The following is an 18,821-nucleotide window of genomic DNA, read 5'->3' as shown; positions in this document are numbered from 1 at the left end:
GTGCACCCCGTTTTCTGGAGCCTTCGTGATCACCGTCGAAAACCTGTCCAAAACCTTTGCCACCAACGGAAACTCCGTCGTCGCGCTCCGGGACGTGAGCGTCGACGTCCAGGCCGGCTCGCTCTTCGGCGTGGTCGGTCCCGCCGGGTCCGGCAAGTCCGTCCTCGCCCGCTGCATCGCGCTGCAGGAGCGCCCCGACCGCGGCGTCGTCCGCCTCGACGGCCTCAACACCGGCACCCTCGACGGCCGCCGCCTCCGCGAGATCCGCCGTCAGCTCGGTGTCGTTTCGACGAAACCGGAGCTGATCGCCGAGCGCACCATCGCCGGCAACATCGCCTCCCCGCTCGAGCAGCTCGGCGTCGACGGCCCGCAGCGCCGCAGCCGGGTCGGCTCGCTGCTCGACCTCGTCGGCCTGACCCCGCGCGCCGCGCAGCGTCCAGGCGAACTGTCCGCCGGTCAGCTCCGCCGCGTCGCGGTCGCGAAGGCCCTGGCGGCGGCGCCCGCCGTGCTGCTCGCCGACGACCCGACCGCCGGCGTCGACCCGGAGGAGGCCGGCGCGGTGCTCGCCGTCCTCGACCGGGCGCGCTCCGAGCTGGGCGTCACCGTCGTCGTCACGACGCCGGACGCGGGCGTGGTCCGCCGGGTCTGCGACGACGTCGCGGTGCTGGAGGACGGCACGGTCGTCGAGCGCGGCACGGTCCTCGACCTGATCTCAAACCCGGCCAGCCGCACCGCGCAGGCGCTGCTGCCGGCCATCGAGACCGTCCGCGCGCAGGCGGCGCGCTACGACCGCTCGGCCGACGTCGTGCTGGTCGGCTTCGCCTCGGTCGGCGCGCTGCTGCCCGAGGCCGCGGGCCGCTTCGACGTCGAGTTCGCCACCATCGGCGGCGGCCTGACCCGCATCGGCGACACCCCGGTCGGCCGCTTCCGCCTCGGCGTCCGCGGCGAGCGGGCCGACGCGGCACTGGCGTGGGTCGCCGAGCGCGGCGGCCACGTGACGTACACCGCCCGCGGCCCGCAGGGTGTCGCAGCTGCCTGACTGACCGGGTTTTCGGGGGTTCCGGGTGGCGGAGCCCCCGGCCCGGGGCGAAGCCACGGCTGTCACAGCAACGCCCCGATGCGCAGGTCGCATCGGGGCGTTTTCGCGGGCACGTAGGCTGGTCGGGTGCTCGCCGTAGTTCCGCCCCCAGTCACCGTCCGGGTCCCGGCCAAGGTGAACCTGCACCTGTCGGTCGACGACCTGCGTGAAGACGGTTACCACGAGCTGGTGACCGTGTTCCAGGCGCTGTCGCTGACCGACGAGGTGACCGTCGCGGTCACCGAAGAGCCCGGCATCGAGGTCTACGGCGAGGGGGAGGGCTCGGTCCCGACCGGTCCCGAGAACCTGGCCTGGCGGGCCGTCGAAGCGCTGGCCGGGCACGTCGGCCGCACCGGGGAACCGAAGGTCCGGGTGGTGCTGCGCAAGGGCATCCCGATGGCCGGCGGGATGGCGGGCGGCAGCGCCGACGCGGCGGCGACGCTCGTCGGGCTGGCGAGCCTCTGGAACCTCGACGTCACCCGCGACGAGCTGGCCGAAATCGCCGCCGGGCTGGGCAGCGACGTCCCGTTCGCGCTCTACGGCGGCACCGCGCTGGGCACCGGCCGCGGTGAGCAGCTGGTCCCGGTGCTGTCGCGGCACACGTTCCACTGGGTGCTGGCTTTCGACGCAGAGGGGCTGTCGACGCCGAAGGTGTTCGGCGAACTGGACCGCCTGCGCGCGGCGGGCAACCCGCCCCGGATCGGCTCGCACACGCCGGTCGTCGAGGCGCTGGCCTCCGGCGACCCCCGCCAGCTGGCCCTGCTGCTGGGCAACGACCTGCAGGCGGCCGCGGTCTCGCTGCGCCCCGGCCTGCGCCGCACGCTCCGGGCGGGGGTCAACGCGGGCGCGCTCGCGGGCACGGTGTCCGGCTCCGGTCCGACGTGCGCGTTCCTCTGCGAAGACGCGCAGTCGGCGGTGGAGGTCGCGGCCGAGCTGTCGGGCGCCGGCGTGTGCCGGACGGTCCGCGTGGCCCACGGCCCGGTCCCCGGTGCCCGCGTGGTCGGCGGGGACGACGCGCCGCGCCCGGCGCCGCCGCGGGTGCACGCGTGAAGCACGCCGAGTTCGCGTTCCCCGGTCCGCTGCGCGACAAGCTGGTCGCGGCGATCCTGCGTGGGGAGAAGACCTCGACCACCGGCCTGGTCGCCGAATACGAGAAGTACGGCGAAGAACTGCCCGTCGTCGGCGAGCGCGAGCTGATGATCGACTCGGCGGGCGTCGGGGTCGCGATCCTCGAGACCACCGAGGTGCGCGTGTTGCCACTGTCTGAAGTGGACTTGCAGCACGCGCTCGACGAGGGCGAAGGCGACAAGAGCGTCGCCGAGTGGCGAGCCGGCCACACGCAGTACTGGCAGAGCGCCGAAATGCGGGCCGTGCTGGAAGATCCGGAATTCACCGTGGACGACACGACCATGGTCGTGGCGTCCCGATTCGTTGTCGTGGAGAGGATCGGCTGAACGGATGGCCAACCTGGTCAATCTCGAGTCGGTGAGCAAGTCCTACGGGGTGAAGCCACTGCTGGACGGCGTCTCCCTCGGCGTCGCGGCCGGGCAGCGCATCGGCGTCGTCGGCCTCAACGGCGGCGGCAAGACCACCCTGCTGGAAGTCCTTTCCGGACTCGCCGAGCCAGATTCCGGGCGGGTGAGCCATGTCGGCGGCCTGCGGATGGCCGTCGTCACCCAGCGGACGGAGTTGCCGGACGGCAGCAGCGTCGGCGAGGTCGTGCTCGAACGCTACGGTGCCGAGCACGAATGGGCGGCCGACGCGCGCGTCCGGTCCATTGTGGACGGGTTGGGCATCACCGCGATCGGGCTCGACACGCCGACCACGAACCTCTCCGGTGGCGAGCGGCGCCGGGTTTCGCTGGCGGCCGCGCTGACCGGTGAGCTCGACCTCGTCGTGCTCGACGAACCGACCAACCACTTGGACGTCGAAGGTGTCCAGTGGCTCGCCGACCACTTGCTCACGCGCCGGATCGCGGTCGTGGTCGTCACGCACGACCGGTGGTTCCTCGACACCGTCGCCACCCTGACGTGGGAGGTCGCGAACGGCCGCGTCGAGCAGTACGAAGGCGGCTACGCCGACTGGATCTTCGCGCGCGCCGAGCGCGCCCGGCTGGCCGCGACGGCCGAGGAGAAGCGGCAGAACCTGGCCCGCAAGGAGCTGGCGTGGCTGCGCCGCGGCCCGCAAGCGCGCTCGTCGAAGCCGCGTTACCGCATCGAGGCGGCCGAAGCGCTGATCGCCGACGTCCCGCCGCCGCGTGACTCCGTCGAACTGCAGGCGTTCGCGAAGCGGCGGCTCGGGAAGACCGTGCTGGAGCTGGAAGACACGACGTACCGGGTCGGCGAGCGGACGTTGCTCGACCACGTCACCTGGCGGATCGGCCCGGGCGACCGGATCGGCCTGGTCGGCGTCAACGGCTCGGGCAAGACGTCGCTGCTGAAGCTGCTCGGCGGGGACGTCGAGGGCTCGACCGGCCGCCGGATCGAGGGCAAGACGGTCGCGCTCGCGCACCTGCGCCAGGAGCTCGACGACCTGCCCGGCGACCTGCGCGTGCTGCAGGCGATCGAGCAGGTGGCCGGGCGGGTGGTGTTCGGCAAGCAGGAGATGACGGCGTCGCAGCTGGGCGAGAAGCTCGGCTTCCCGGCGGCCCGCCAGTGGACCCCGGTCGCGGACCTCTCCGGTGGCGAGCGGCGCCGGCTCCAGCTGTGCCGGCTGCTGATGGCCGAGCCGAACGTGCTGCTGCTCGACGAGCCGACGAACGACCTGGACATCGACACGCTGCAGCAGCTGGAAGACCTCCTCGACGGCTGGCCGGGCACGATGGTCGTGGTGTCCCACGACCGCTACCTGGTGGAGCGGGTGTGCGACACGATCGTCGCGTTGTTCGGCGACGGCCGGATCACCCACCTCCCGGGCGGCATCGACGAGTACCTCAACCGCCGCGCCCTGGACAAGGAACCGGCGGCCGCGTCGGCTCCGACGGCGGCCAAGGCCGAGGCGAAGAAGTCGGCGGCGGACCTGCGCGCGGCGCAGAAGGAGCTCGGCCGGCTGGAGCGCAAGCTCGACCAGCTGCACGCCAAGGAGGAGAAGCTCCACGCATCACTGCTGGAGGCGGCGACGGACCCGGCCAAGCTGATGGAGCTCAACGCGACGCTGAAGGGTGTCCAGGGCGAAATCGAGGACGTCGAGGGGCGCTGGCTGGAGACGTCCGAACTGCTGGAGTGACGCCGGGCTGATCGGGCCGAGCCCTGGCGTGTGGCCGCTCGGACGGATCGCGGTGGCGGGCCCGCCGCACCGCGCAAGTCGGCCCTCGCGCGGACGCCGTGTGGCTCGACCACCCACGGGCTCCTGATGGCGGCTCGCCGCCCGCCACGCCGCCGCGCCGCTTCGGCCGTGGTTCGGGAATCGCCGCGGCGAACGTCGGCGGCCCCGCCGGACCGGACAAGTCGACCCAGGCCTCGTGGCCAGCCGGCTGCGAGCGCAGCGCCAGGTGGACAGGTGGCCGCGTGAGCCTCTTTCCGCTTTGCGCGGCGGGCGTTGACACCGAGACAGTAATGTTCCAGCCATGAGCAGGTTCGTGGACACGCTCGTCGCCACCGCGACGAAGCGGGGGCAGCAGCGCGGCATGGTCACCGGGGAGCCGAAGGAGCCGGTCCGGCGGACCTGGGCCGAGGTGCACGCCGAAGCGCGGCGGATCGCCGGTGGGCTGGTGGCCGGGGGGTTCGAGCGCGGGGGTGCCGTGGCCGTGCTGGCCGCCGCGCCGGTGCTGATCGCGCCCACCGTGCAGGCCGTCTGGCTGGCCGGGGGCAGCGTCACCATGCTGCACCAGCCGACCCCGCGCACCGATCTCGCCGAGTGGGCCGAGGACACCGTGCGGGTGCTCGGCATGATCGGCTCCGACCTCGTGCTGCTGGGCGAACCCTTCGACCAGCTGGCGCCCGTTCTGGAGCAGAAGGGCATCGGGTTCAAGCTCGTCACCGAGCTCGCCGCCGCCGAGCCGCTGGCGGACGTCGTCACCACCGACGAGGGCGACACCGCGCTGCTGCAGCTCACCAGCGGCTCGACCGCCGACCCGAAGGCCGTGCGGATCACCTACGGGAACCTGTACTCGAACGTCAAGGCCATGGTCGAGCGCGCGGAGTTCGACTTCGACGTCGACGTGATGGTGTCCTGGCTGCCGACGTTCCACGACATGGGGATGGTCGGCTTCCTGACCGTGCCGATGACCTTCGGCGTCGAGCTGGTCAAGATCACGCCGGTCGAGTTCCTCTCCGGGCCGCTGATCTGGCCGGAGCTCATCACGAAGTACCAGGGCACCACGACGGCGGCCCCGAACTTCGCGTACGCCATCGTCGGGCGCCGGATGGCCCGCGTCGACGAGGACGACGCCTACGACCTCTCGACGCTGCGCATCGCGCTGAACGGCGCCGAGCCCGTCGACGAGACCGCCGTCCAGACCTTCGTGGACGCCGGAGCCCGGTTCAAGATGCCGGCGGAGTGCGTCTTCCCGGCCTACGGCATGGCGGAAGCGACGCTCGCCGTGTCGTTCGCGCCGCTGTTCACCGGCCTCACCCTCGACGTCGTCGAGGCCGACGCGCTGGAGGCGGACAACCGCGCGGTGCCCGTCCCCGAAGGCGACCCGCGGCGCGGCACCGAGGGCGTCCGGTCGTTCGCGCTGCTCGGCCGGCCCCTCGACGGGCTGGAAGCGGAGATCGTCGACGACGCGGGTTCGCGGCTGGGCGAGCGTCAGGTCGGCGAGATCCGGCTGCGCGGCGAGGCCGTGACACCCGGCTACCTGACCATGGACGGCCCGCTCGCGACGCAGGACGACGACGGGTGGCTGAACACCGGCGACCTCGGCTACCTGGTGGACGGCCAGATCGTCATCTGCGGCCGCCGCAAGGACGTCATCATCATGGGCGGCCGCAACCTGTACCCGACGGACATCGAGCGCGCGGCGACCTCGGTCGAGGGCGTGCGCGCGGGCAACGCGGTGGCCGTCCGGCTGGACGCGGGCAGCCGCCGCGAGCGGTTCGCAGTGGTCGTCGAGTCGAAGCTGGCGGGTGACGCCGAAGCCGAGAAGAACCTGATGAAGCAGGTGTCGGCCCGGGTCCGCGACGCGGTGGACATGCGGCCGTACGCGGTGGTGGTGCTCCCGGCGGGCAGCCTCCCGAAGACGCCGTCGGGCAAGGTCAAGCGCGCGGCGACGGCACAGCAGTACGCGGACCGGATCAAGAAGAACGCGGACGCCTGATCGACGCAGTGAATGACTCATTCATGTCGTCAGATGACATGAATGAGTCATTCACTGCGTTCGGGGTCAGCGTTGCTGGACGCGCACCGCCCGGAGCGTCGGTGGGGTGGCGCGTTCGGTGGTGGCTTCGGGCGCGGTGCGGGCACCGGGGAGGTCGGGGGCTTGGCCGGTGCGGGCGGCGAGCTGAGACTCCACCGTGTCGAGGAACTCGTCGACCTCGCGCTCGTCGTAGCCGCGCTTGCCGATCAGCGGCTTCGCGAACATCACGTGGTGCACTTCGGCGGCGGTCAGGTCGTCCTCGTCGGCGAGCGTCTTGGCGATCCGCCGGACGAACGCGTCCACCTCGTGCTTCGCGTAACCACGGCGGCCGATCGGGGCGTTACCGAAGGTGACCTCGGCGAGGTCTTCGGCGGTGAACGACATGGAACTCTCCGATTCCGGGGTTGGGCGGGTGCGAACTCCCGTACACCGTCCTAACCCGTGAACAGGCTGCCCGAAAGGGGCTGCCCCCAACCTCACCCCGACGGGCGGCCTCGCGCCCGCCTTCGGGTGAGCCGGCGCTACTCAGCGCTGTGTGGCCGGGTTCACAACGTGACACCTGGGGCCGGGGCGGAACCGAAGGAACCGCGTCAGCGGCCGAACCACTTCCGGGGCCCCTGCGGCCGCTGCTGTTCCTCGACGACCGCCGGCCGCGGGTTGCGCAGCTCCACCAGCGCCGCCTCGGCCTCGTCGAGGAACAGGTCGACCTGGGCCTGGTCGTAGCTGCGCATGCCGACCGGCATGATCGTGAACTCGACGTAGTGGATGTCGTCCGGCGTCAGGATGTTCCGCCCGGCCAGCGCCTCGGCGATGAGGTCGAGGAAGGCGTCCACCTCGTCCTCGTTGTAGCCGCGCCGGCCGAACCGGGGTTTGCCGAAGGCGATCGACCGGGCTTCGTCCGGAGTCATGGCTTCACCTCGCCACCCATGTCAGCCCGCGTGGAAGGAGTTCTGCGCGGCCGCGAGGCCGGTGCCGATCAGCGCTTCGGTCGCGTCCGCGCACCGGTCCACCTCCAACGGGAGTTCTTTGCGCTCGACCGTCGAAAAGTCCTTCAGCACGAAGTCCGCCGGGTCCTGGCGGCCGGGCGGGCGGCCGATGCCGAACCGCACCCGGTAGTAGTCGCGGGTGCCCAGCGACTTCGAGATCGAACGGAGTCCGTTGTGGCCGTTGTCGCCGCCGCCGAGCTTCAGCTTCAGCGCGCCGAAGTCGACGTCGAGCTCGTCGTGCACCACGACGATGCCGGACGGCTCGACCTTGTAGAACCGCGCCGCACCGGCCACCGGACCGCCGGAGAGGTTCATGTACGAGCGCGGCTTCACCAGCACCACGCGGCGGCCGGCCAGCCGGCCCTCGAGCACTTCGCCGCCGGTCTTGTGGGTCTTGAACTTGCCGCCGACGCGGGCGGCCAGCTCGTCCAGCACCATGAACCCGACGTTGTGCCGGTTTCCGGCGTACTGGGGCCCGGGATTGCCGAGGCCGGCGAGCAGGATCAGCTCGCCGGCCCCAGGCAGGTCTTCGGTCATACCGCGATGCTATTCGGCCGCTTCGGCCGACTCTTCGCCTGCCTCGTCCTCGTCGCCGGCCTCTTCACGCTGCGGCTCGTTGACGGCCACGACCAGCGATTCCGGGTCGGTGATCAGGGTCGCGCCCTGGGGCAGCTCGACCTGGCCGGCCAGCACCTGCGAACCGATCTCGAGGCCCTCGATCGAGACCTCGAACTGCTCCGGGATGTGCAGCGCCTCGACCTCGACCTGCAGGGTGTCGACGTCCTGGTTGACCAGGCCGCCAGGGCCGGGGTTGCCGGTCACGACGACGGGGACGTCGACGACGATCTTCTCGCCGCGCTTCACGACCAGCAGGTCGACGTGCTCGATGTAGTTCTTCAGCGGGTGGACCACGATGGTCTTGGTCAGGGCCAGCTCGACCGAGCCCTCCAGGTCCAGCGTGATGACGGCGTTCGAGCCGTTCTCGCGGACGACGCGGGCGAATTCGATCGCCGGCAGCGCGAAGTGCCGCGGGTCCGACCCGTGGCCGTAGAGGACGGCGGGGATCTTGCCGGCGCGACGCGTGCGGCGCGCGGCGCCCTTGCCGAACTCGGTGCGCGGCTCGACGGACAGACGTACCTCGGACACGGTGTGGCACTCCTTCAAATCAAGACAGCATGCTGCGGCGGGGGAAGCCGATGTGTTCTGTTCAAGGAAGTTTCGGCGGCGAGTTTCCGGGCGTGCACGACGACGGGGGCTACTCGAGCCGCCGCGTCGATCACGCCGGGCACCCCATCAGGGCCCCGCCTCGCCGAGACAACCTCAAGAGTGTAAACCAACCTCATCACGGTGGGTTGCGGCGGGTGCCCGGCCCAGGCTAGAACCCTCCTGGAACCCCGGTACGTGACGACACAAATCCGGTGGCGGGACAACGCCGGCCGAGGTGTGCTCGGTAGCGGGAGAGCAGGGGGCGGTAAATGCGGGCTCGAGGGAGCAGGGTGGCGGCGGTGCTGCTGCTGGGTGGGCTGCTGGCGGGCTGTCAGGTGGCGGTCGCCGGCACCGCCGGTGTCTCCGCGGCCGACCAGGCGACGGCGGACCGGCGCGCCGAGCAGCGTGACGCGGTCGACGCGGCCCTCACGGCGCTGGGCCAGGCGCCCGCGCTCGCGCTGAAGTCCACGGTGCAGGGTGCCGACCAGCAGTTCCGGATCACCCGCGGCGGTTACGCCGTCGGCGGGCTGCCGCTGGACGGCCGCTTCATCCAGGTGACGGCCGCCGCGGCCCAGTTCTACCTGCAGGCCGACGCCGACTACTGGAAGGCGCACGCCATCGACGAGGGCGCGCAGTTCGGCACGAGCTGGGTGCGCTCGCTCGGCTCCGAACTGCCCTTCGACCCGGCGGCCCGGTTCGCCCCGCCGGCGCTCGCCTCGGGGCTGCGCAAGGCACTGGCCGGGCTCGACCGGCAGGGTGAGCCGGTCAAGGCGAAGCTGCCGGACGGCACCGAGGTCTACCAGCTCGGCGCCGCACCCAGCGTCCTGCGGGTCACGACGGCCAAGCCGAACCGCCTCGTCAGCTTCGCCCCGACGCTGCTCGACCCGCAGAACGGCCCGAAGTACGGCGCCGAGTTCCAGGTCGCCGCGCTCACCGGGGACGCGGTGAAGGCGTTCCACACCGACCTCGACGCCGCCGTCGGCGGGCTGGGGCAGCCGTTCGAGGGGCTGGTGCAGGCCAGCGCCGTCGTCACCGACGACCACCTCGACTGCAAGGACTTCGTCGGCTCCTGCACGACCACGGTCGACGTCTCCAACAGCGTCGTCGGCACGCCGGCGTCGGGGGAGAAGAGCGTCGTCCACATCACCCTCTCGGTCGAGGTCAGCGCCGAGTCGCTCGGCGCGCAGACGTGCACGACGGCCGGGGACGCGGAGCCGTACAAGACGATCCAGCTGTCCTGCGCGGTGAAGTTCAAGCTGCCCAACCGCACGGCCAGCTACCAGGTGCTGTCGAAGCCGAGCGCGTCGGCGGAGGTGCGCGCGGGCCTGGACGTCGACGCGGTCAAGCAGCGGGTGGCCGCGGAGTTCGCCGGTCTCGGCGGCTGACCTGGAGACCTACCCCTGGGTGTGTTGCTTCCGTTGAAGTAGGTGATCTTCCGTTCCTAGCATCGGCCGTGAACGGCCGACAACGAACGAGGAGATCCAGATGGCCAAGCTGGTGGTTTTCGGAGCGACGGGGTACGCCGGGGGCAGGATCGGCGCCGAGGCGCTGCGTCGCGGGCACGAGGTCGTCGGGGTCGCGCGCACCGCGGGTGCGGTCCCCGAGGGCGTCGAAGCCCGGCAGGGTTCGCTGCACGACGAGGAGCTCGTCGCGCAGGTCGCGAAGGACGCGGACGTCATCGTGGTCGCCACCCCGGCCCGCGAGATCGACGGCAAGAAGCTGATCGACGCGGTGCCGGCCCTGGCCCGGATCGCGGGCGAGAACGGCGTCCGCCTGTCGTTCGTCGGCGGCGCGGCGAGCCTGCACGTGGCCGAGGGCGGCCCGCGGCTGTTCGACACCCCGGAGTTCCCGGCCGAGTACAAGGACGAGGCCGGCAGCCACGCCGAGGTCCTCGGCCTGCTGCGCGAGCAGCCCGAGCGCCTCGACTGGTTCTACGTCAGCCCGGCCGCCGAGTTCGGCGCCTGGACCCCCGGCGAGCGCACGGGCGAGTTCCGGATCGGCGGCGACGTCCTGCTGACCGACGAGAACGGCAAGTCGCACATCGGCGGCGACGACTTCGCGATCGCCTACGTCGACGAGATCGAGCAGCCGAAGCACCGTCGCGCGCGCTTCACCGTCGCCTACTGACGTTTGCCGCCAGACGTCGCGAATGACTCATTCGGGACCTCCGAGGTCCCCAATGAGTCATTCGCGACCTCGGCGGCCGCGGAAACTCAGGCGTTGCCGTCGAACAGCGACGTCACCGAGCCGTCTTCGAAGACCTGCTGGATGGCCTCCGCCAGCATCGGGGCGATCGACAGCACCGTCAGCCCCGGGAACCGCTTCTCCTCCGGGATCGGCAGCGAGTTCGTCACGATGACCTCGCGCGCCTTGCACGACGAGAGCCGCTGCGTGGCCGGGTCGGACAGGATGCCGTGCGTCGTCGCGATGACCACGTCGGCCGCGCCCTCTTCGATCAGGGCTTCGGTGGCCTTCACGATCGTGCCGCCGGTGTCGATCATGTCGTCGATCAGGACGCAGAGCTTGCCCTCGACCTTGCCGACCACGCGGTTGGCCACCGCCTGGTTGGGCTTGTCCGGGTCGCGCGTCTTGTGGATGAACGCGATCGGGCGGTCCCCGAGCGTCTGCGCCCACTTCTCGGCCAGCCGCACGCGGCCCGAGTCCGGGGAGACGACCGTGATGTCCGCGTCGCCGTAGGTGGCCTTGATGTGCTCGGCCAGCACGGTCTGCGCCATCAGGTGGTCGACCGGGCCGTCGAAGAAGCCCTGGATCTGCGCGGTGTGCAGGTCGACCGTCATGATCCGGTCGGCGCCCGCGGTCTTGAACAGGTCCGCGATCAGCCGCGCCGAGATCGGCTCGCGGCCCTTGTGCTTCTTGTCCTGGCGCGCGTACGGGTAGAACGGCATCACCACGGTGATCCGCTTCGCGCTCGCCCGCTTGAGCGCGTCCACCATGATCAGCTGCTCCATCACGAATTCGTTGATGGGCGTGGTGTGCGCCTGGATGACGAAGGCGTCGGTACCGCGGACGGACTCCTCGAACCGGACGAACAGCTCGCCGTTGGCGAACGTGTGCGCCGTCTGCGGGGTGATCGTCACGTTGAGGTGCTCGGCGACCTCTTCGGCGAGCTCGCGGTGGGCCCGTCCGGAGAAGAGCATCAAGTTCTTCTTCGGTGTGCCTTGCTTCGGACTCATGCTGGCGACTCCCCGTCGGTTCCTGCTGCTGAATCGGCGTCGAGGGCGGCCTGGGCCGCCTCCGCCGCGGGCGTACCCGGCCGGCGCCGGATCGCCCAGCCTTCGATGTTGCGCTGCGGCGGCGCCGACACCGCGAGTGTGCCCGGCGGGACGTCTTCGCGGATCACGGCACCCGCACCACTGTAAGCGCCATCACCGATGTGCACCGGGGCGACGAAGGTGTTGTCCGCGCCCAACCGGACATACGACCCGATAACGGTCCGGTGCTTGTGCACGCCGTCGTAGTTCACGAACACACTGGAACAGCCGATGTTGCTGTGCTCACCGATCGTGGCGTCACCCACGTAGGTCAGGTGGGGCACCTTCGTCCCGGCCCCGATGTCGGCGGCCTTCGTCTCCACGAACGCACCCAGCTTCGCCTTGACGCCCAGCTTCGTGCCCGGCCGCAGGTAGGTGAACGGGCCGACGTTGACGCCGTCGCCGAGCTCCGAGTCCGACCCGTGCACGCGGACCACCGAGGCGCCCGCGCCGATGGTGACGTCCGTCAGCGTGCTGTCCGGGCCGATCGTGCTGCCTTCGCCGACCGACGTGGTGCCCTTCAGCTGCACGCCCGGCTCGATGACGACGTCACGGGAAAGGGTGACGCCGGCGTCGATCCAGGTCGTGGCCGGGTCGGTGATCGTGACGCCCTCGCGCTGCCAGCGCTGCACGATCCGGCGGTTCAGCTCGGCGCCGAGCACCGACAGCTGCACGCGGTCGTTGACGCCTTCGGTGAGCCACGGGTCGTCGACGACCAGCGCGCCGACGTGGAGCCCGTCGCCGTTCGCGATGCCCAGCACGTCGGTGAGGTAGAGCTCGCCCTGCGCGTTGTCGGTCGAGAGGCGCGAAAGGCCGTCGCGCAGCACCGCCGCGTCGAAGGCGTAGACCCCCGAGTTGATCTCGGTGATCTCGGCCTGCTCCGGGGTGGCGTCCTTGTGCTCGACGATCCCGGTGACCTTGCCCGCGCTGTCGCGCACGATCCGGCCGTACCCGGCCGGGTCGGCGACCACCGAGGTGAGCACGGTGACCGCGTTCTTCGCCTCGGTGTGCTCGTCGAGCAGCGCACCCAGGGTCGCGGTGTCGAGCAGCGGGACGTCGCCGTAGCTGACGAGCACGGTGCCGGTGACGTCGGCGGGCAGGGTCGCGAGCGCGCAGGACACGGCGTGGCCGGTGCCCTTCTGCTCGGCCTGCACCGCGGTGCCGACGGTGCGCCCGAGCGCGTCCCCGACCGCGGCCAGCCGTTCGCCGACCGCTTCGCGGCCGTGCCCGACGACCACCACGAGGTGTTCGGGGTTCAGGCCGGCGGCGGCCCGGACGGCGTGCTCGACCAGGGGCCGCCCGGCGATCGGGTGCAGCACCTTCGGCGTCGAGGAACGCATGCGGGTGCCTTCACCCGCGGCCAGGATCAACGTGCTCAGCGGGCCGGTCAACGGCGCTCCCAACGGTTACCAACAAGCGGCTTCTGTCGGGCACCGATCCTAACTGTGGTCGTCGGCGTCCCACGCGGGGTCGGTGGGTGGGGCCTCGCTGGCCCAAGCCGCGGCCGGGTCCGCGGCCATCGAGTTCGCCGAGGCCACCTGGTTGCCGCCGCCGCGTTTGGCCTGGTACATGGCCGCGTCCGCGCGGGCGAGGACCTGCTCGCCGCGTTCCTGCGGCCGCAGCGAGACCAGCCCGATCGACAGCGTCACGCCGTGCGAAAGGTGGTGCGGCAGGTTGGAGACCGACTTCACCGCGCGGCCGAGTGCCATCTTCGCCGCGGACGCGGGCGTGCCCGGCAGCAGGACGATGAACTCGTCGCCGCCGTAGCGCGCCACCAGGTCGTCGCCGCGCAAGGCGTCCCGGAGCGTGCTCGCGACTACCCGCAGCACGTTGTCGCCTTCGGCGTGCGACTGCTTGTCGTTGACGCCCTTGAAGCCGTCGAGGTCGACCAGCGCGACCGCCAGCGGTTGCGCGTCGGCCGACGACGCGAGCTGTCGCAGCTTCTCGTCCAGCGCCCGCCGGTTCGGCAGGCCGGTGAGCGGGTCCTGCAGCGCCTGCTGGGTGATCGCGCCGTGCTCGGCGGAGAGCCGTTCGTGCTCGCGGCGGGCGTTCAGCGTGGCGATCTGCGACTCGCGCAGGCTCCACATCTCCGACTCCAGGCGGCGCGCGTAGTCGATCAGCGACTCGCTGGCGCCGGAGGCGTAGTCCGGGCTCGTGTCGAGCCGGGCCAGCTCGCGGGCGATGTTCAGCCGCATCGACGGCTGCGAGGTGTCGTCCGAGATCGACTGGCGGGTCTCGCGCAGGACGGTGAGGGCCTCGGTGCGGCGGCCCTCCTTGTCCAGGCAGCGCGCCAGCGCGATCGCGACGATCTCCCGGTCGTGCCCGAACGCGCGCTCGGTGTAGAGGTGCTCCAGCCGTTCGATGTGCTCGGCGCCCGGCTGGTTCAGTGCCGGCGCCGCGGCCAGGACGCCGACCTGGTCGATCGCCGCGACGTTCGCCTTGCGCGGGAACAGCGACTCGGCGAACGGGCCTTCGGCGGCCGCCCCCATCGACGCCGCGGTGCGGAACTTCTCGGCGCTCTCGTCGTACTCGTCGATGCGCTCCAGCCGCAGGCCCCAGCCGAGCAGCATCTTGATCCGGTTGATCAGCTGCAGGGCGATGTCGTGCGGGCTCGCGCTCTCGCGGATCGCGGTGGCGGCCCGGCCGATGACCTCCTCGGCGGCTTCGTAGACGCCGAGCTGGTTGAGCACCAGCCAGCAGTCGATCAGCGTCGAGGAGAGCAGCCGGTTCCAGTTGCGCAGCCCGACCTGCCGGTCCGGGATGGTGGAGTCGTCGAGGATGGCCAGCGCCCGGGCGATCTCGGTGAGCGCGGCGTCCTCCTGCGCGGCGATCACGAGCCGGCGCCCGCGCAGCGCGTGCGCGTCGGCCCGCAGCAGGGCGATGCCGTGGCGGCGGGTGTGCGCGAGCATCTCGTCGAGCCGGGGCTCGGCCTCCGCGGCCAGGCCCTTCGTGGCCAGCCGGGCCAGCGCCGACGAGCGCAGCAGCTGGGCCACGAGGAGGGGCTCGCCGCGCCGCTGGGTCTCGTCGAGCAGCTCGTCCATCATCGCGACGATCTCGAGCTGCTGGGTGTACTCGTGCCGCTGGACCGCGGCGTTCAGCTCCCGCGCGCGCCCGACGATCCAGGCGTCGGACATCTCGGCCAGCGCGGGCCGCCTGGCCGTCACCGGGTCGGTCGCCTCGTCGGTCAGCGCCAACCTCCCGGTGTCGTGGGTTTCCGGTTCCTTCTGCTGCTCCGCCGCCAGGATTCGAACCTGAACTGTCAGAACCAAAATCTGAAGTGCTGCCGATTACACTACGGCGGATCGATCCTGGTCAGGATAGCGACGATCGGGTGTCGTCCGCGCGGGGGATGCGTTACGCGCCCGTCTGCCGGGTACACCGGTTCCGAAGGACCAGTGTGAGTTCGGGCTCTCCCCAGGCGCCCGAACCTCCTGTACCGTAACTTACGGCATCGTAGGTAAGGGCGCCCTTGGTATGAAGGCGTGCCTGTGTAGGAAGAAGTGAAGCGTATGACGGCCACGCTCGACCGTTCTCAGCCCACCGGAGAACCTTCGGCCCCCAAGGGCCCCAAACCAGTTACAGAGGGCACGCGCGGCATGGGCGTGCAGCTGTCGGTCTACTTCGGCGTGATCGCGCCGCTGGTGGCCCTCCTGGTCGCCGTGCCGTTCGCGTGGGGCTGGGGACTGAGCTGGGTCGACGTCGGCATCTTCGTGGTGTTCTACGCGATCAGCGGGCTCGGCATCACGGTGTCGTACCACCGCTACTTCACGCACGGCTCGTTCAAGGCCAAGCAGTGGCTGCGCGTGTTCATGGCCATCGCGGGCAGCATCGCCCTGCAGGGCCCGGTGATCACCTGGGTCGCCGACCACCGCCGCCACCACGCGTTCTCCGACCGCGACGGCGACCCGCACTCCCCGTGGGCGTTCGGCACCTCGCCGTGGGCCATCGCCAAGGGCTTCTGGCACGCGCACATGGGCTGGCTGTTCGAGCGCGACCAGACCAACGCCGAGCGCTTCGCGCCGGACCTGGTGAAGGACCCGGCGATCAAGAAGGTCGACGACCTGTTCTGGCTGTGGGCGCTGGTCAGCCTGGTGCTGCCGGCCATCCTCGGCGGCCTCATCTCGTGGTCGTTCTGGGGCGCCGTGACGGCGTTCTTCTGGGCCGGGCTGGTGCGCATCTGCGTGCTGCACCACGTCACCTGGTCGGTCAACTCGATCTGCCACATGATCGGCGAGCGCCCGTTCAACGCGCGGGACAAGTCGGCGAACTTCTGGCCGCTGGCGATCTTCTCGTTCGGTGAGTCGTGGCACAACCTGCACCACGCCGACCCGACGTCGGCGCGTCACGGCGTCAAGCGCGGCCAGATCGACATCTCCGCGCGGCTGATCTGGATCTTCGAGAAGTTCGGCTGGGTGCACGACGTCCGCTGGCCGACGCCGCAGCGCTTGGCCCGTATCGCCACCGAAAAAGCCTAGTCAACTAGGCTGCCCCGATGGCGGGGAGACGACGTTCGAAGCGCGAGCAGGTCACCGGGGCGCGTCCGGCCGCCCCGGTGACCCGGGTCCGGATGACCGGCACCGAGCGGCGTCAGCAGCTGCTGAACGTGGCCCGGGCCCTGTTCGCCGAGAAGGGTTTCGACGGCACGTCGATCGAAGAGATCGCCCACCGCGCCAACGTCTCGAAGCCCGTGGTGTACGAGCACTTCGGCGGCAAAGAGGGCATCTACGCGGTGGTCGTCGACCGTGAGACGCAGCTGCTGCTCGACCGGATGGTTTCGACCCTGCACGGCGGTCACCCGCGGGTGATGCTGGAGCAGGCGGCGACGGCGCTGCTGTCCTACGTCGAGGACTCCCACGACGGGTTCCGCATCCTGGTCCGCGATTCGCCGGTGGCGAGCTCCACGGGGACGTTTTCGACGGTGCTGAACGACATCGCGAGCCAGGTCGAGCACATCCTGGCCCAGCAGTTCGGATCCCTCGGCTACGACGAGAAGCTGGCCGCGCTGTACGCGCAGGCCCTGGTGGGCATGGTGGCTTTGACCGGCCAGTGGTGGCTGGACGCGCGCAAGCCGAAGCGCGACGAGGTGGTCGCGCACCTGGTCAACCTGGCGTGGAACGGGTTGTCGCACCTGGAGCACAAGCCGAAGCTCCGGCTGGGTTAACGGCTCGACGGCCCTGCGACAGTGGTGCGTATGGGCGAGTTTCCGACGGCCGCGGACGTGCGGCTCATGCAGGGCCTGGCGCAGCGGATCACCGCCACCCGGCCGGACCTGGTGAACAGCGACGCGTCGTTCGGTGAGCTGGCCTGGAACTGGGGCCGGACCCGCGGCGGCGGCGAGCGCCGGCTGTGGTTCTCGGGCGCGGAGCTCGTCGCGTGGGGCTGGGCCGAGCTGCCGCGCCGCGTCCGGCGGAACGACGGTTCGGTCAAGGACATCACCGGCGCTTACCTGGCCTACCAGGTGCACCCGGACCAGTTTGCGCTGGTCGACGAAGTGATCGCCTGGTACGAGGCCACGGCTCCCGGCGTCGGGCGCACCGTGCTGCCGTCGGCGGCCGACTCGCATGCCTTGCGGCGCTGGGCGGCGCACGGCTACGAGCCCGACGCGCCGGACGCTTGGTCGCAGCTCAACGAGCGCGACCTCACCGACGTCGAAGCGCCGTCACTGCCGGCCGGGTTCACGTTCCGCACCGCCTCGGAGGTCTCGCCGGAAGCCGTGGTCCAGGCGCACGTCGACGCCTGGGCACCGACGTCGTACACGGCCTCGTCGTACGAAGGCTTGCGGCAGGCACCGGGCTACCGCGGCGAGCTGCACGTCCTGGTCGAGGCGCCGGACGGGACGATGGCGTGCTCGGCGATCATGTGGCTCGACGAGGTGAACGAGACGGTCGAGTTCGAGCCGGTCGGCACCCACCCGGGCTACCGGCGCCAGGGCCTGGCCCGCGCGATGCTGCTGCACGGGATGCACCTGGCCACCGCGGCGGGCGCCCGGCACGCGACGGTCGCCTGCATGGGCGAGCCGGAACCGGCGCGGGAGTTGTACTACAGCGTGGGGTTCCGGGCGTTTTCGCGGGACGCGCCGCTCATCGCAGCTGCCCGGCCTCACGGAGGTGGTCGAAGATGAGCTGGTCCACCGCGGAAACCCGGCCACGGTCGGCGTAGCCGAGCCACGCGACCTCCTCGATCTCGCTGCTCGCCTTCAGGGTGCCGCGGAATTCGGCCGTGTAGCAGGTCATCCGCACCAGCGTCCCCGCGGCATGGCCATCCGCCTGGGCTTCGAACGTCCCCGCCGCGGCGACCGACTCCGGCGCGATCGCCACGTCGAGTTCCTCGCGGATTTCGCGGACCAGCGTGTCGCGGTCGGTTTCGCCGGGCTCGCGCTTGCCGCCGGGGAGGTAGTAGACCTCCTTGCCGCGCGAGCGCGTGCTGAGGATCCGGCCGTCCAGCAGGTGGATCCAGGCGATCTTGTCGATCATGCCAGTGCCACCAGCGCTTCGTCGGTCGTGACCACCGTGCCCAGGCGCGGGAAGATCTTCGTGATGGCGTTTTCGTGCGAGAGGTCGGAAAGTGCCGTCATCGCGTCGGACACCGCCACCGTGTCGTAGCCGTGGTCCGAGGCCGCGCGCAGGGTCGACTCGACGCCGAACTCCGTGGCGATGCCGCCGAAGACGACCGTGCGGATGCCCGCGCCGCGCAGGAACTCGTCGAGGTCCGTGCCCGCGAAGCCGCCGATCGTGTACTTCGTGACGATCTTGTCGTCGCCGGCCTCGAAGGCCAGTTCGTTGCCCGGCGGGTTGTCCGGTCGCGACACCTTCACGATCACCACCGGCGCTCCGGCCGTGCGGAACGCGTCCCGCAGTCGCAGTGCGTTGGCGAGGACTTCTTCGCCGGTGTACGGGGTGGTGGGCAGCGCCACGATCCGCTCCTGCAGGTCGATCAGCACGAGCGCGGACGTGGCCGGGTCGATCTTGCTCATCCCCCGATCCTAG

The 18,821-nt window shown here is 71.0% G+C and carries 19 protein-coding genes and 1 tRNA gene; 10 read left to right on the top strand and 10 right to left on the bottom strand.

All coding sequences use genetic code 11. The features are described from left to right. Positions 1-25: 25 nt before the first annotated feature. The 5 genes from AB0F52_RS01105 to AB0F52_RS01085 all read left to right on the top strand — a co-directional run bounded on the left by AB0F52_RS01105 (position 26) and on the right by AB0F52_RS01085 (position 6,332). Entirely contained in the window at positions 26-1,039 is a 1,014-nt protein-coding gene (locus AB0F52_RS01105) for an ATP-binding cassette domain-containing protein (RefSeq protein WP_360163254.1), read from the top strand. Positions 1,040-1,165: 126 nt separating this feature from the next. After that, positions 1,166-2,128 (top strand): 4-(cytidine 5'-diphospho)-2-C-methyl-D-erythritol kinase, encoded by a 963-nt coding sequence (locus AB0F52_RS01100; RefSeq protein WP_360163252.1) that lies wholly within the window; start codon positions 1,166-1,168, stop codon positions 2,126-2,128. Next, the gene (locus AB0F52_RS01095) at positions 2,125-2,532 is read left to right on the top strand and encodes an ASCH domain-containing protein (protein WP_360163250.1); all 408 of its coding nucleotides are present in this window, start codon (positions 2,125-2,127) and stop codon (positions 2,530-2,532) included. The genes AB0F52_RS01100 and AB0F52_RS01095 overlap by 4 nt, the downstream gene beginning before the upstream one ends. Positions 2,533-2,536: 4 nt before the next feature. Continuing rightward, on the top strand, positions 2,537-4,303 hold the full coding sequence (locus tag AB0F52_RS01090) for an ABC-F family ATP-binding cassette domain-containing protein (RefSeq protein ID WP_360163248.1): 1,767 nt from the start codon (positions 2,537-2,539) through the stop codon (positions 4,301-4,303). 340 nt (positions 4,304-4,643) lie between these two features. Then, the gene (locus tag AB0F52_RS01085; protein ID WP_360163246.1) at positions 4,644-6,332 is read left to right on the top strand and encodes a fatty acyl-AMP ligase; all 1,689 of its coding nucleotides are present in this window, start codon (positions 4,644-4,646) and stop codon (positions 6,330-6,332) included. A 66-nt stretch (positions 6,333-6,398) separates the two neighbouring features. On the opposite strand, the gene AB0F52_RS01080 is transcribed toward AB0F52_RS01085, so the two are convergent. From AB0F52_RS01080 to AB0F52_RS01065, 4 genes are all read right to left on the bottom strand, one after another. Next, the gene (locus AB0F52_RS01080) at positions 6,399-6,755 is read right to left on the bottom strand and encodes a DivIVA domain-containing protein (RefSeq protein WP_360163244.1); all 357 of its coding nucleotides are present in this window, start codon (positions 6,753-6,755) and stop codon (positions 6,399-6,401) included. Between the two features lie 206 nt (positions 6,756-6,961). Continuing rightward, on the bottom strand, positions 6,962-7,279 hold the full coding sequence (locus tag AB0F52_RS01075; protein ID WP_360163242.1) for a DivIVA domain-containing protein: 318 nt from the start codon (positions 7,277-7,279) through the stop codon (positions 6,962-6,964). A gap of 21 nt (positions 7,280-7,300) precedes the next feature. Next, entirely contained in the window at positions 7,301-7,894 is a 594-nt protein-coding gene (pth, locus tag AB0F52_RS01070) for an aminoacyl-tRNA hydrolase (RefSeq protein ID WP_103336890.1), read from the bottom strand. Between the two features lie 9 nt (positions 7,895-7,903). Next, entirely contained in the window at positions 7,904-8,503 is a 600-nt protein-coding gene (locus AB0F52_RS01065; RefSeq protein WP_360163240.1) for a 50S ribosomal protein L25/general stress protein Ctc, read from the bottom strand. A 350-nt stretch (positions 8,504-8,853) separates the two neighbouring features. On the opposite strand from AB0F52_RS01065, the gene AB0F52_RS01060 reads away from it, so the two are divergent. Together AB0F52_RS01060 and AB0F52_RS01055 are read left to right on the top strand one after the other, a co-directional pair. Beyond that, positions 8,854-9,948 (top strand): hypothetical protein, encoded by a 1,095-nt coding sequence (locus AB0F52_RS01060; RefSeq protein WP_360163238.1) that lies wholly within the window; start codon positions 8,854-8,856, stop codon positions 9,946-9,948. A 100-nt stretch (positions 9,949-10,048) separates the two neighbouring features. Continuing rightward, positions 10,049-10,690, top strand: a complete 642-nt coding sequence (locus tag AB0F52_RS01055) for an NAD(P)H-binding protein (protein ID WP_360163236.1) — start codon at positions 10,049-10,051, stop codon at positions 10,688-10,690. A gap of 86 nt (positions 10,691-10,776) precedes the next feature. Here the strand turns inward: AB0F52_RS01055 and AB0F52_RS01050 are convergent, their stop codons facing one another. From AB0F52_RS01050 to AB0F52_RS01035, 4 genes are all read right to left on the bottom strand, one after another. After that, the gene (locus tag AB0F52_RS01050; protein ID WP_360163234.1) at positions 10,777-11,757 is read right to left on the bottom strand and encodes a ribose-phosphate diphosphokinase; all 981 of its coding nucleotides are present in this window, start codon (positions 11,755-11,757) and stop codon (positions 10,777-10,779) included. Then, positions 11,754-13,226 carry a bifunctional UDP-N-acetylglucosamine diphosphorylase/glucosamine-1-phosphate N-acetyltransferase GlmU gene (gene glmU, locus AB0F52_RS01045; protein WP_360163232.1) on the bottom strand — a complete coding sequence of 491 codons (1,473 nt, stop codon included), beginning with the start codon at positions 13,224-13,226 and terminating at the stop codon, positions 11,754-11,756. The genes AB0F52_RS01050 and glmU overlap by 4 nt, the downstream gene beginning before the upstream one ends. A gap of 48 nt (positions 13,227-13,274) precedes the next feature. Further along, positions 13,275-15,029 carry a GGDEF domain-containing protein gene (locus AB0F52_RS01040; RefSeq protein ID WP_360163230.1) on the bottom strand — a complete coding sequence of 585 codons (1,755 nt, stop codon included), beginning with the start codon at positions 15,027-15,029 and terminating at the stop codon, positions 13,275-13,277. A gap of 36 nt (positions 15,030-15,065) precedes the next feature. Next, positions 15,066-15,137: transfer RNA gene (locus AB0F52_RS01035), tRNA-Gln, on the bottom strand. 207 nt (positions 15,138-15,344) lie between these two features. On the opposite strand from AB0F52_RS01035, the gene AB0F52_RS01030 reads away from it, so the two are divergent. From AB0F52_RS01030 to AB0F52_RS01020, 3 genes are all read left to right on the top strand, one after another. Further along, positions 15,345-16,310: an acyl-CoA desaturase gene (locus AB0F52_RS01030; RefSeq protein WP_360163228.1), complete on the top strand. Its 966-nt coding sequence runs from the start codon at positions 15,345-15,347 to the stop codon at positions 16,308-16,310. Between the two features lie 92 nt (positions 16,311-16,402). Next, positions 16,403-16,996, top strand: a complete 594-nt coding sequence (locus tag AB0F52_RS01025; RefSeq protein WP_360164569.1) for a TetR/AcrR family transcriptional regulator — start codon at positions 16,403-16,405, stop codon at positions 16,994-16,996. Positions 16,997-17,026: 30 nt separating this feature from the next. Then, positions 17,027-17,956: a GNAT family N-acetyltransferase gene (locus AB0F52_RS01020; RefSeq protein WP_360163226.1), complete on the top strand. Its 930-nt coding sequence runs from the start codon at positions 17,027-17,029 to the stop codon at positions 17,954-17,956. Here the strand turns inward: AB0F52_RS01020 and AB0F52_RS01015 are convergent. Together AB0F52_RS01015 and AB0F52_RS01010 are read right to left on the bottom strand one after the other, a co-directional pair. Beyond that, entirely contained in the window at positions 17,916-18,308 is a 393-nt protein-coding gene (locus AB0F52_RS01015; RefSeq protein WP_360163224.1) for an NUDIX domain-containing protein, read from the bottom strand. The genes AB0F52_RS01020 and AB0F52_RS01015 overlap by 41 nt on opposite strands. Further along, the gene (locus tag AB0F52_RS01010; protein WP_360163222.1) at positions 18,305-18,808 is read right to left on the bottom strand and encodes an isochorismatase family protein; all 504 of its coding nucleotides are present in this window, start codon (positions 18,806-18,808) and stop codon (positions 18,305-18,307) included. Before AB0F52_RS01010 ends, AB0F52_RS01015 begins: the two co-directional genes overlap by 4 nt. Positions 18,809-18,821 lie beyond the last annotated feature (13 nt).

Origin of the sequence: Amycolatopsis sp. NPDC024027 (assembly GCF_040638975.1) — a bacterium.
Taxonomy (GTDB): Bacteria; Actinomycetota; Actinomycetes; order Mycobacteriales; family Pseudonocardiaceae; genus Amycolatopsis.
Note: the sequence above shows the minus strand (reverse complement) of the source record. Positions and strands in the feature narration are given on the sequence as shown.

Excerpts from the sequence above, each read along its gene's own strand:
- AB0F52_RS01025 (WP_360164569.1), top strand. The coding sequence starts at position 16,403 with ATGACCGGCACCGAGCGGCGTCAGCAGCTGCTGAACGTGGCCCGGGCC.
- AB0F52_RS01030 (WP_360163228.1), top strand. The coding sequence starts at position 15,345 with ATGACGGCCACGCTCGACCGTTCTCAGCCCACCGGAGAACCTTCGGCC.
- AB0F52_RS01075 (WP_360163242.1), bottom strand. The coding sequence starts at position 7,279 with ATGACTCCGGACGAAGCCCGGTCGATCGCCTTCGGCAAACCCCGGTTC.
- AB0F52_RS01080 (WP_360163244.1), bottom strand. The coding sequence starts at position 6,755 with ATGTCGTTCACCGCCGAAGACCTCGCCGAGGTCACCTTCGGTAACGCC.
- AB0F52_RS01010 (WP_360163222.1), bottom strand. The coding sequence starts at position 18,808 with ATGAGCAAGATCGACCCGGCCACGTCCGCGCTCGTGCTGATCGACCTG.
- AB0F52_RS01015 (WP_360163224.1), bottom strand. The coding sequence starts at position 18,308 with ATGATCGACAAGATCGCCTGGATCCACCTGCTGGACGGCCGGATCCTC.
- pth (WP_103336890.1), bottom strand. The coding sequence starts at position 7,894 with ATGACCGAAGACCTGCCTGGGGCCGGCGAGCTGATCCTGCTCGCCGGC.
- AB0F52_RS01055 (WP_360163236.1), top strand. The coding sequence starts at position 10,049 with ATGGCCAAGCTGGTGGTTTTCGGAGCGACGGGGTACGCCGGGGGCAGG.
- AB0F52_RS01020 (WP_360163226.1), top strand. The coding sequence starts at position 17,027 with ATGGGCGAGTTTCCGACGGCCGCGGACGTGCGGCTCATGCAGGGCCTG.
- AB0F52_RS01085 (WP_360163246.1), top strand. The coding sequence starts at position 4,644 with ATGAGCAGGTTCGTGGACACGCTCGTCGCCACCGCGACGAAGCGGGGG.
- AB0F52_RS01090 (WP_360163248.1), top strand. The coding sequence starts at position 2,537 with ATGGCCAACCTGGTCAATCTCGAGTCGGTGAGCAAGTCCTACGGGGTG.
- AB0F52_RS01050 (WP_360163234.1), bottom strand. The coding sequence starts at position 11,757 with ATGAGTCCGAAGCAAGGCACACCGAAGAAGAACTTGATGCTCTTCTCC.